Below are 11119 nucleotides of genomic sequence, written 5' to 3'. Positions count from 1 at the left end.
CCGCGGCAGCGGGCGGCTCGGGCGCACCCGGAAAGCGGGGCACCGCACCGGCCCCGGCGCCGGATGGCCACGACGACTCCCGCCCCGGCCGCTGGCCCAGCATCCGCGGCCCACGGGCCGGGGCGCGGGCGACCAGCCGGGACGTGGCCCGGGTCGCCGGCGTCTCGCAGGCGACCGTCTCGCTCGTCCTCGGCGAGAAATGGCGGGGACGGGTCTCCGAGCGGACCGCCGAAGCCGTACGGTCCGCCGCGCGGAGCCTGGGCTACCGGCCCAATCTCGCCGCCCGCAACCTCCGCCTCGGCCGCACCCGCACCGCGCTGATGGTCGTACCCGCCCTCACCAACGAGTTCTTCGCCCGCGTCTACACCGGCGCCGCCCGCGTCGCCGCGGAACACGGCATCGGCGTCGTCCTCTACCCCTCCCCCGAGGGCGTCGGCCCCGCCCGCGACCCCTTCGCCTCCGCCCGCGCCACCCTCGACGGCGTCATCGCCTCCTCCATGGCCGCCGAGGCCCTGACCGCCCTCCGCGAGGGCGGCCTGCCGCTGGTGATGCTCGACAGCGACCCGGCACGCGCCGAGGCGTCCGCCACCGTCAACCTCGACATCGCCGACGGCATGCGCCAGGTCGTCGAGCACCTCCTCGCCCTCGGCCACCGCCGCTTCACCCACCTCGCGGCCGACATCGACTCCTGGACCTTCCACGTCCGGGCCCGTGCCCTCGCCGAGGCCCTGCGCGAGGCCGCCGGCACCGACGTACACACCGAGCCCGCCGCCCTCACCGTCGCCGACGGGCTACGGGCCGCCGAGCGCGCCCTCACCCGCCCCGGCCCCCGGCCCACCGCCCTGATCTGCGACGACGACATCATCGCGGCGGGCGCCTGCAAGGCCGCCCGCCGCCTCGGCCTCCGCGTCCCCGACGACGTGTCCGTGACCGGATTCGACGACCTCTCGCTCGCCACCGCCGTCGAACCGGAACTCACCACCGTCCGGCTGCCCGCCGAAGCCGTCGGCGAGGCCGGCATGCGCGCGCTGATGGCCGTGCTCGACGGCCGCCCCACCGCGGTGCAGGCCCTGCCGGTGGAGCTCATCGGCAGGGGCACGACGGGCCGTGTCCGGCGGATCGTGTGAGCGGGCGCGCGGGGGCCGTCTCGTGCGCACCACCGCTGCGCGGCGGTGTCCTCAATCGCCGGACGGGCTAAAGGGGCCGAGCCCAGCCGCATCAAGCCCGTCCGGCGATTGAGGACGCGCCCGCAGGGCGCCCGCCGCCACAGGCGGCCAGGCACAAGACCCGGCACGCGAAAACGCCGGACGGGCTGGAAATCCAGCCCGTCCGGCGTTCGAGAACAGCGATCCGGGGTCCGGCCCCGATCAGGAGCCCTCGCCCTCGCCCTCGGCGGACTCCGTACCCTCCGCCTCGGAGGACCCCGCCGTCTCCTCGTCCAGCAGGCGGGAGAGCTGCCGGCCCAGCAGCCGCTTGAACTTGCGCTGCTGCGGCCGCGTACGGTCCAGGACCGCGACCTCCAGCTGCTCGGCGGTCAGCGTGCGCTCGCCGCCGTTGTTGTCCCGGGTCAGGGACTCGACCGCGAGCTTGAGCGCCTCGGACAGCGTCATGCCGTCCCGGTGCCGCTGGTCCAGATACGTGCTGATCTGGTCGGCGTTGCCGCCGACCGCGACCGAACCGTGCTCGTCGACGATGGAACCGTCGTGCGGCAGCCGGTAGATCTGGTCGTCCTCGGGGCCCGCCCCGACCTCGGCGACGATCAGCTCCACCTCGTACGGCTTCTCGCCGGCGCTGGAGAAGATCGTGCCCAGCGTCTGCGCGTAGACGTTGGCGAGACCGCGCGCCGTGACGTCCTCGCGGTCATAGGTGTAGCCGCGCAGATCGGCGTAGCGCACGCCGCCGATCCGCAGATTCTCGAACTCGTTGTACTTCCCGACCGCCGCGAAGGCGATCCGGTCATAGATCTCGCTGACCTTGTGCAGCGCGCGGGACGGGTTCTCGGCGACGAAGACAACACCGTCGGTGTACTGGAGCACGACAACGCTGCGCCCGCGCGCGATGCCCTTGCGGGCGTACTCGGCACGGTCGGCCATGGCCTGCTGGGGTGAGACGTAGAACGGCGTCGACACCGGCTATCCGTCCCTTTCTGTCAGTGGCGAGTGATGTCCATGAGCCATGGGCCGGCCCTCAGAGAAGCGCGGCCCGCGGGCCGTCCGGCTCCTCCAGCCGACGCTCGTGGATCGCGCGGACGATCTCGGAGCACTGGGCCTCGGTGAGCTTGCGGAATCCCTCGTCGGTGATGACGGTGACGATCGGATAGATACGGCGCGCGAGGTCGGGGCCGCCCGTCGCGGAGTCGTCGTCGGCCGCGTCGTACAGGGCCTGGACGACGAGCGTGGTGGTCTGGCTCTCGGTGAGGTTCTCCCGGAAGAGCTTCTTCAGCGCACCGCGCGCGAAGACCGAGCCGGATCCGGTGGCGGCGAAGCCGTGCTCCTCGGAGCGCCCGCCGGTGACGTCGTAGGAGAAGATGCGGCCCTTCTGGCGGTCGACGTCCCAGCCCGCGAAGAGCGGCACGACGGCGAGGCCCTGCATGGCCATGCCGAGGTTGCCGCGGATCATCGTGGACAGCCGGTTCGCCTTGCCCTCCAGCGAGAGCTGGGCCCCTTCGACCTTCTCGAAGTGCTCCAGTTCGAGCTGGAAGAGCTTGACCATCTCCACGGCCAGGCCGGCCGTGCCGGCGATGCCGACGGCCGAGTACTCGTCGGCGGGGAAGACCTTCTCGATGTCGCGCTGCGCGATGACATTGCCCATCGTCGCCCGCCGGTCACCGGCCAGCACCACGCCGCCGGGGAACGACGCCGCGACGATGGTCGTGCCGTGCGGGGCCTCGATCATCCCCTTGACCGGAGGCAGCGGGCGGTTGCCCGGCAGCAGCTCCGGCGAGTGCGCACCGAGGAAGTCCATGAACGACGACGAACCGGGTGTCAGGAAGGCAGCTGGTAGACGCCCGGTGCTACGAGTGTTGGCTTCCACACGTTTCCTTCCAGATACGCGATCGCGCGGCGCGGCGCGCCGGGATCGTCTCTCAACTTGCCGAATGCCGAATTGCAGTTGAAGCACAGTACGCCACGGATTTTACCCGTGTCGTGATCATGGTCTACGTGCACGGCCGGGGCGGAGAGACGGATGGGGTGGATGCCCCTCCGCGACGAGATCATCCGCTCGCGCCCCGCCTTGGTGATGCCGGAGGAGCGCTTGAGGTGACCGGCTCGACAAGGCGGCGACGTCGCCGCTCGATCGCGGTCTCTCCTCACCGGACCGCGGGCAACGCTTCACCCATTCAGCCACCCCACCCATCGTCACCTTAGATTCAGAGGCAAAGGCCCTCACTGCCCGCCCTTCTGAACGAATGAGCGAACGAAATCCTCCGCATTCTCCTCCAGGACGTCATCGATTTCGTCCAGCACGGAGTCCACGTCGTCCGACAGCTTCTCCTGTCGTTCCTTGAGGTCCTCCGAGACCTGGGCGTCCTGGGCCTGCTCCTCCACGTCCTCCGTGGATCGCGTGGCCTTCTGCTGCCCGCCGCCGGTGTCCTTGGTCGCCATATCCCTCACCCCGCTCGCTTCGACGTACAAGATCAGAGGTAGTTCGGATGTGCTCGGCCCTACAAGATCCGACCCTACAAGCCGGGTCGGACATCGGCGCCTCACTTGCTACAACGTCCCGGAACCACCGTGATGATTCCCGGATCGCACCCTTCTCAGACCCTCCCCCGGCTATCGCTGGGAGGTGCCCCCCTCAACCGCCCGACAGGACCCGTACCAGGTCTTCCGCCGTGCGACAGCGGTCCAGCAGCTCCTTGACGTGGTTGCGCGTGCCGCGCAGTGGCTCCAGGGTGGGGACCCGTTGCAGGGAGTCACGGCCGGGCAGGTCGAAGATGACCGAGTCCCAGGACGCGGCCGCCACGTCGTCGGCGTACTGCTCCAGGCAGCGGCCGCGGAAGTACGCCCGGGTGTCCTCCGGCGGAGCCGTGCGCGCCCGCTGCACCTCGGTCTCGTCCAGCAGCCGCTTCATCCGGCCCCGGGCGGCGAGGCGGTTGTACAGGCCCTTGTCGGCGCGTACGTCCGCGTACTGGAGGTCGACCAGGTGCAGCCGTGCCGCGTCCCAGTCCAGGCTGTCGCGGCGGCGGTAGCCCTCCAGCAGCTCGCGCTTGGCGACCCAGTCCAGCTCGCCGGACAGGCTCATCGGGTCGTGTTCGAGGCGGCCCAGCACGTCCTCCCAGCGGGTGAGGACGTCCTTGGTCTGCTCGTCCGCGTCGGCGCCGAAGCGGTCCTCGACGTACTTGCGGGCCAGCTCGAAGTACTCCATCTGGAGCTGTACGGCCGTGAGGGTGCGCCCGCTGCGGAGCGTGACGAGCCGCTTGAGCGTGGGGTCGTGGCTGACCTGGTGCAGGGTGCGCACCGGCTGCTCGACGGCCAGGTCGGAGGCGATGAACCCGTCCTCGATCATCGACAGGACCAGGGCCGTGGTGCCCAGCTTCAGGTACGTCGAGATCTCGGAGAGGTTCGCGTCGCCGATGATCACGTGGAGCCGGCGGTACTTCTCGGCGTCGGCGTGCGGCTCGTCGCGGGTGTTGATGATGGGGCGCTTGAGCGTGGTCTCCAGGCCGACCTCGACCTCGAAGTAGTCGGCGCGCTGGCTGAGCTGGAAGCCGTGTTCGTGGCCGTCCTGGCCGATGCCGACCCGGCCGGCGCCGGTGACCACCTGCCGGGAGACGAAGAAGGGCGTCAGGTGCCGCACGATGTCCGAGAAGGGGGTCTCCCGCTTCATCAGGTAGTTCTCGTGGGTGCCGTAGGAGGCGCCCTTGTTGTCGGTGTTGTTCTTGTAGAGGTGGATCGGCTGGGCTCCGGGCAGCTGGGCGGCGCGCTCGGCGGCCTCGGCCATGATCCGTTCGCCGGCCTTGTCCCACAGGACGGCGTCGCGCGGATTGGTGATCTCCGGGGAGCTGTACTCGGGGTGCGCGTGGTCGACGTAGAGCCGCGCGCCATTGGTGAGGATGACATTGGCCAGGCCGATGTCCTCGTCCGTGAGCTGGCTGGAGTCGGCGGCCTCACGGGCGAGGTCGAAGCCGCGGGCGTCCCGCAGCGGGTTCTCCTCCTCGAAGTCCCAGCGGGCTCGTCGCGCCCGGTGCATCGCCGCCGCGTAGGCGTTGACGATCTGGGACGAGGTGAGCATGGCATTGGCGTTCGGGTGACCGGGGACGGAGATCCCGTACTCCGTCTCAATGCCCATTACTCGCCGTACGGTCATGCGGCCCTCCTTGCCCGGCGGCGCCCCCTGGTGGGGTCGGCGCTCAAGTACCGCTGCGCAATCGGTCCCTGTGCGGTCCCCGATCCCCCACTGCGCATCGTGGCGGTATCGAAGAGCCTAGAACGGCTTTGCGGCGGTGGGGAGATCATTACAGTCATTGCTCCGGTTCGTGCCGTACCCGGTCGATCGACGCCCCCGTGCCGGGATCCTGGCGGAAATGCGGCGCGGCTGCCCGGAAAAACACGTCCGGCCGCGGACGCCCCGGGTGTCCCCCGCCGGGGCGGGGGCACAGGGCATTCGCGGCCGGACGACGGTTCTACAGGTACTGACCGGTATTGGCCACCGTGTCGATGGAGCGACCGGTGTCGGCGCCCTGCTTTCCGGTGACGAGGGTGCGGATGAAGACGATCCGCTCGCCCTTCTTTCCGGAGATCCGGGCCCAGTCGTCCGGGTTGGTGGTGTTGGGCAGGTCCTCGTTCTCCTTGAACTCGTCCACGCAGGCGGCGAGCAGGTGGGAGACGCGCAGACCCTTCTGGTTGTGATCGAGGAATGCCTTGATCGCCATCTTCTTGGCCCGGTCGACGATGTTCTGGATCATCGCGCCGGAATTGAAGTCCTTGAAGTAGAGGACTTCCTTGTCACCATTGGCGTAGGTGACCTCCAGGAAGCGGTTCTCCTCGGATTCCGCGTACATCTGCTCGACGACCGATTGGATCATGCCGGCCACGGCGGATTTCGCGTCGCCGCCGTGCTCGGTGAGATCGTCCGTGTGGATGGGCAGGGTGGCGGTCAGGTACTTCGAGAAGATGTCCTTGGCGGCCTCCGCGTCCGGACGCTCGATCTTGATCTTCACATCGAGGCGGCCGGGGCGCAGGATCGCGGGGTCGATCATGTCCTCGCGGTTGGAGGCACCGATGACGATGACGTTCTCCAGGCCCTCCACGCCGTCGATCTCGGAGAGCAGCTGCGGGACGATGGTGTTCTCCACGTCCGAGCTGACTCCGGAGCCGCGGGTGCGGAAGAGGGAGTCCATCTCGTCGAAGAAGACGATGACGGGGGTGCCCTCGCTCGCCTTCTCCCGGGCCCGCTGGAAGATCAGCCGGATGTGCCGCTCGGTTTCGCCGACGTACTTGTTGAGCAGCTCGGGGCCCTTGATGTTGAGGAAGAAGCTCTTCCCCGCGGGCTGTCCGGTGACCTCGGCGACCTTCTTGGCAAGGGAGTTGGCGACGGCCTTGGCGATGAGCGTCTTGCCGCAGCCGGGCGGACCGTAGAGCAGCACGCCCTTGGGCGGCCGCAGTTCGTGCTCCTTGAAGAGGTCGGGGTAGAGGTAGGGGAGCTCGACCGCGTCGCGGATCAGCTCGATCTGGTTTCCCAGGCCGCCGATCTTCGTGTAGTCGATGTCCGGGACCTCTTCGAGGACGAGCTCTTCGACCTCGCTCTTGGGGATGACCTCGTAGACGTAGCCGGAGCGGGGTTCGAGCAGAAGGGCGTCGCCGGCGCGGATGGTGATGTCCAGCAGCGGCTCGGCGAGCCTCACCACCCGTTCCTCGTCGGTGTGCCCGATGACCAGGGCGCGCTCGCCGTCCTCGAGGATCTCCTTGAGGGTGACGATGTCCCCGGCCCGCTCGTACTCCATGGCGTCGACCACGTTGAGGGCTTCGTTGAGCATGACCTCCTGGCCTCGCCGGAGGGTGTCGAGCTCGACGCTGGGGCTGACATTGACCCGGAGTTTGCGGCCTCCGGTGAAGATGTCGCAGGTGCCGTCGTCGTTCGCCTGCAGAAAGACCCCGAAGCCGGCCGGCGGCTGCGCGAGCCGGTCGACCTCCTCCTTGAGGGCCACGATCTGGTCGCGGGCCTCGCGGAGGGTATTGGCGAGCCGCTCGTTCTGAGCGGACACCCCGGCCAGGTTCGTCTGGAGCTCGACGATCCGCTCTTCGAGAATCCTCGTGTGACGCGGAGAGTCGGCGAGCTTGCGTCGCAGGACGGCGATCTCCTGCTCGAAATAGGCAACCTGGCTCGCGAGGTCGTCAGACCCTCGTCCCGGCCGGATGCCGCGGTTCATGTCGTCGTCGTGGGCTGCCACGGTCCTCACCTCCTCCAAGGGGAGCTGGACGCTTCCTGACCCTACCTGGGCCGGTGCAGGTTGAAACCCCTAGATCACAAACCCGGTCGGAGTGTGTCCGATCTTCACCCTTGCGCACGTCCTCACAGCAGGGGAATACCCACCCATCAACATCGGAAAGCGGGCGGTTGTATCGTCGACTCGGTCAACACCCGTCAGGGCTGGCTCCAATTGGTTCACGTACGCAGGAAACGGCAGGCGAGATGACCGTGCAGGATGAAGGACTCGGCGAGCTGGAAGTCTGGATCGACCAGGACCTGTGCACCGGCGACGGGATCTGCGCCCAGTACGCCCCCGAGGTCTTCGAGCTGGACATCGACGGTCTGGCCTACGTGAAGAGCGCCGACGACGAGCTGCTCCAGGACAAGGGTGCCACCACGCCCGTACCGCTGCCGCTGCTGACCGACGTCCGGGAGTCCGCGAAGGACTGCCCGGGCGACTGCATCCACGTCCGCCGGGTCGCGGACAAGGTCGAGGTCTACGGACCCGACGCTGGGTGACCCCTCACACACTCCCCGCGACCGGCAGGGGTTCCAGGACGAACTTGCCCCCCTTCCACCGCCATTCGACGCCCCGGCTGCGGTCCGGGCAGCAACGCGGCACCTGCGGGGTGGAGTAGCCGAGGAGGGTGGCCGAAATGGTCCCGCCGGTCACCGCGAAGCGGGTGACGCTCATCCGCTCCCCCGGGTCGACCAGGGTGGCCGTGACGCGGGGCGGCCCGCCGGGTGTCACGGGTGGGGCGAGGACGTAGACGCCGCTGGGCGGGGTGCCCGCCCCGGAGCGGCAGCGCACCACGGCGACGGTCTCGCGGCGTCCGTCGCCGTCCAGGTCGGCGACGGCCTGCCGGATGACGTCCACTCCGGCGCTGCCGCAGTCCAGGGGAAAGCGGGCGGCGCCCGGATCGGGTGCCGGCGCGGGCGCGGCGGCGGTCGCGGGGACCGAGGCGGTGGCGGTGTCGTCGCCGGGGCCGGCGAGCGCGGTGGCGGTGATCACGGCGGCGAGCGCGGCGGCGGTGACCGCCCAGTGCGCCGCGCGGGGGCGGGTGTGCGGGAGGCCGGGGGCCTCATGGGTCACGGTCGGGCCGGGTCCTGCCGGTGACTGCACGCGCGCTGACTCCTGTGGGCGGTGGCTGCGGGTTGATCCGCATCGTGCCATACGGCGGGTCGCCGGGGAACAGGGGGTTTGCCCCTGAAGGAGGTCAACGAACGGGCGCCGCCGCCGAGTTCCGCGGTGCGGTTCTCGGCGGCGGCGCCGGAGTGGTGGGGTGGCGGCCGGTGGCTCAGCGCTCGGCGGAGCCGCTCTGGCTGCCGGGTCCGGTGTAGTCCTCGCCGTACGCGCCCTTGGCCGGCCGGCGGCGGCGCAGCGGGGGCTCGACGCCGTCGGCGAGACGGCGGGCGGTGAGCAGGAAGCCGGTGTGCCCGATCATGCGGTGGTCCGGGCGGACGGCCAGGCCCTCCACGTGCCAGGTGCGGACCATGGTCTCCCAGGCGGACGGCTCGTTGAACGTGCCGTGCTCGCGGATGGCCTCGACGGTGCGCGCGAGCTGCGTGGTGGTGGCCACGTAGGCGCAGAGGATGCCGCCGGGGACGAGGGCCTTGGAGACGGCCTCCAGGCACTCCCAGGGCGCGAGCATGTCGAGGATCACGCGGTCGACGTCCGTGTCGGACAGGTTGTCCTGGAGGTCGCCGACGGTGAGCTGCCAGGCGGGGTGCGGGCCGCCGAAGTAGCGCTCGACGTTCTGGGTGGCGATCTCGGCGAAGTCGGCGCGGCGCTCGTAGGAGTGCAGCATGCCCTGGTCGCCGATGGCGCGCAGCAGGAAGCTGCTCAGGGAGCCGGAGCCGACGCCGGCTTCCACGACGCGGGCGCCGGGGAAGATGTCGGCCATCGCGAGGATCTGCCCCGCGTCCTTGGGGTAGACCACCGCGGCTCCGCGCGGCATGGACAGGACGTAGTCGGGGAGCAGGGGGCGCAGCGCGAGGTAGGCGACGTTTCCCGTGGTACGGACAACACTGCCCTCGGGAGCACCGATCAGCTCGTCGTGCGGGAAGGCACCCTTGTGGGTGTGGAACTGCTTCCCGGCTTCGAGCGTGAAGGTGTAGTGGCGTCCCTTGGGGTCGGTGAGCTGGACCTGGTCCCCGACCTGGAAGGGGCCGCGACGGCGGGCGGCACCGGTCGGTTCGGACATGTGACCAGCCTACCGGCCCTGGGGCTGGGGTCGCGCCATCGCGGCCACGAATGCGCGTTCGACGTCGGTGGTGGAGAGCACTCCGTAGACCTCGCCGGTGTCCTCGACGACCAGGTATTCGCTGGCGGGGGTGGTGCGCAGGACGTCGAGGAGGTCCTCGCCGGAGAGCTCGGCGGAGACGCGCATGCCGTCCGTGATGTCCTGGGCGAGGGCGCTGACGGCGACCCAGGGGCGGCGGTGTTCGGGTACGCCGGCGATGGCGGCCTCGCGGACGAGGGCGGTGGGGGTGCCGTGGCCGTCGACGACGACGAGGGCGCGGGCGCCGGCCTCGCCGGCCCGGCGCAGGGCCTCGGAGAGGGGTGTGGCCGCCTCGACGGGGACGGCGCGGCGGGTGAGGGTGCGGGCCCGGAGGTCGGGGAGGCGTTCGCGCAGGCGGGCCATGCGCAGGCTGTTGCCCGCACCGGTCCAGATGATGGCGGCGAGGATGGCCGCGAGCAGGGCGTCGGTGAGGGAGTCGACGCCGCCGAAGCTCTTGGAGTCCTCGCCGACGCCGCCCGCGCGGGTGAGCAGGGGCAGGCCGATGAGTACGGCGACGGCGAGGGCGCGGCCGATCCAGGCGGCGGCGACGGTGCCGGTCATGGGATTGCCGCTGATCTTCCAGACGACCGCGCGGAGCATGCGGCCGCCGTCCAGGGGAAGGCCGGGCAGCAGGTTGAAGGCGGCGACGAGCAGGTTGGAGACCATCAGGCCGCCGAGGAGGACGCTGGGGACGGTGCCGGGCTCGACGAGGAACAGGGCGAGGTAGAAGAGGCCGGAGAGGATCAGCGAGAGCAGGGGGCCGACGAAGGCGAGCACGAATTCGCGGCCGGGGGTCTCGCTCTCCTTCTCGATCTCGGAGACGCCGCCGAAGAACTGGAGCTGGATGCGGCGCACGGGGAGCTTGAAGCGCAGGGCCGCGACGGTGTGCGCCAGCTCGTGGACGAGCACGGAGGCGTAGAAGGCGATGGCGAAGAAGAGGGAGACCAGGTAGCGGGCGCGGCCGAGCTCGGGCAGGACGCGGTCGAGCTGGCCGCCGAAGACCCAGGTGATGAGGGCGGCGACGAGGAACCAGCTGGGTGCGACGTAGACGGGCACGCCGAAGGGGCGGCCCATGAGGATGCCGCCGCCGCTCGCGCGCGGGCGTCTCGGCTTGCGCTCCCCGGGCTCGCCCTGGGTCCCGGCGCCCCCGCTGCCGGACCGGCCCTGCCCGCTGTTGTCCACGATGTCCCCTCGTCGGATGCGGCCCCCGCACGGCGGGTGTGTTGTCCCGATCATGCAGTGCGAGGGGGTCTGTCGTCGATGGTATGCGGCCGACTGTCAGTGACGGGCCGTAGGGTTCCTGTCATGGGATTCGCCACTACTGAGGAAAGCGCCGGGGAGCCGGCGGGGCCGTCCGGCGCGCTCGGACCGGAGGCTCCGGGCGGGCCGCCGGCGCCGGTCGGGCCGGCCGCGACGACCGGGGC

General features: G+C 70.4%; 11 protein-coding genes. 2 read left to right on the top strand and 9 right to left on the bottom strand.

Features of this window, described 5'->3' with window-relative positions; translation table 11 throughout:
- Nucleotides 1-101 precede the first annotated feature (101 nt).
- Nucleotides 102-1127 carry a LacI family DNA-binding transcriptional regulator gene (locus J7E86_RS29440; protein WP_308312773.1) on the top strand — a complete coding sequence of 342 codons (1026 nt, stop codon included), beginning with the start codon at nt 102-104 and terminating at the stop codon, nt 1125-1127.
- A gap of 240 nt (nt 1128-1367) precedes the next feature.
- Here the strand turns inward: J7E86_RS29440 and prcA are convergent, their stop codons facing one another.
- The 6 genes from prcA to arc form a co-directional block, all read right to left on the bottom strand.
- Nucleotides 1368-2129, bottom strand: a complete 762-nt coding sequence (gene prcA, locus J7E86_RS29435) for a proteasome subunit alpha (RefSeq protein ID WP_215085865.1) — start codon at nt 2127-2129, stop codon at nt 1368-1370.
- A gap of 58 nt (nt 2130-2187) precedes the next feature.
- Complete coding sequence (prcB, locus tag J7E86_RS29430; protein ID WP_215085864.1) at nt 2188-3033, bottom strand: proteasome subunit beta; 846 nt, start codon at nt 3031-3033, stop codon at nt 2188-2190.
- The gene (locus J7E86_RS29425) at nt 2985-3314 is read right to left on the bottom strand and encodes an endonuclease VII domain-containing protein (protein ID WP_374223879.1); all 330 of its coding nucleotides are present in this window, start codon (nt 3312-3314) and stop codon (nt 2985-2987) included. The genes prcB and J7E86_RS29425 overlap by 49 nt, the downstream gene beginning before the upstream one ends.
- A 72-nt stretch (nt 3315-3386) precedes the next feature.
- Entirely contained in the window at nt 3387-3605 is a 219-nt protein-coding gene (locus J7E86_RS29420; RefSeq protein ID WP_030367635.1) for a ubiquitin-like protein Pup, read from the bottom strand.
- Between the two features lie 193 nt (nt 3606-3798).
- Entirely contained in the window at nt 3799-5310 is a 1512-nt protein-coding gene (dop, locus tag J7E86_RS29415; protein ID WP_374223878.1) for a depupylase/deamidase Dop, read from the bottom strand.
- A 316-nt stretch (nt 5311-5626) separates the two neighbouring features.
- Nucleotides 5627-7393, bottom strand: coding sequence for a proteasome ATPase (gene arc, locus J7E86_RS29410; RefSeq protein ID WP_215085862.1), 1767 nt, complete (start codon nt 7391-7393; stop codon nt 5627-5629).
- Nucleotides 7394-7635: 242 nt separating this feature from the next.
- On the opposite strand from arc, the gene J7E86_RS29405 reads away from it, so the two are divergent.
- Nucleotides 7636-7932 carry a ferredoxin gene (locus J7E86_RS29405; protein WP_215085861.1) on the top strand — a complete coding sequence of 99 codons (297 nt, stop codon included), beginning with the start codon at nt 7636-7638 and terminating at the stop codon, nt 7930-7932.
- A 4-nt stretch (nt 7933-7936) separates the two neighbouring features.
- On the opposite strand, the gene J7E86_RS29400 is transcribed toward J7E86_RS29405, so the two are convergent.
- The 3 genes from J7E86_RS29400 to J7E86_RS29390 all read right to left on the bottom strand — a co-directional run bounded on the left by J7E86_RS29400 (nt 7937) and on the right by J7E86_RS29390 (nt 10877).
- Nucleotides 7937-8506, bottom strand: a complete 570-nt coding sequence (locus J7E86_RS29400; RefSeq protein ID WP_215085860.1) for a hypothetical protein — start codon at nt 8504-8506, stop codon at nt 7937-7939.
- A 205-nt stretch (nt 8507-8711) separates the two neighbouring features.
- Entirely contained in the window at nt 8712-9617 is a 906-nt protein-coding gene (locus J7E86_RS29395) for a tRNA (adenine-N1)-methyltransferase (protein ID WP_215085859.1), read from the bottom strand.
- A 9-nt stretch (nt 9618-9626) separates the two neighbouring features.
- Nucleotides 9627-10877, bottom strand: a complete 1251-nt coding sequence (locus J7E86_RS29390) for a site-2 protease family protein (RefSeq protein WP_308312772.1) — start codon at nt 10875-10877, stop codon at nt 9627-9629.
- Nucleotides 10878-11119: the final 242 nt, after the last annotated feature.

Origin of the sequence: Streptomyces sp. ISL-11 (assembly GCF_018614525.1) — a bacterium.
Classification (GTDB): domain Bacteria; phylum Actinomycetota; class Actinomycetes; order Streptomycetales; family Streptomycetaceae; genus Streptomyces.
This window is presented reverse-complemented; position numbering and strand designations above follow the sequence as displayed.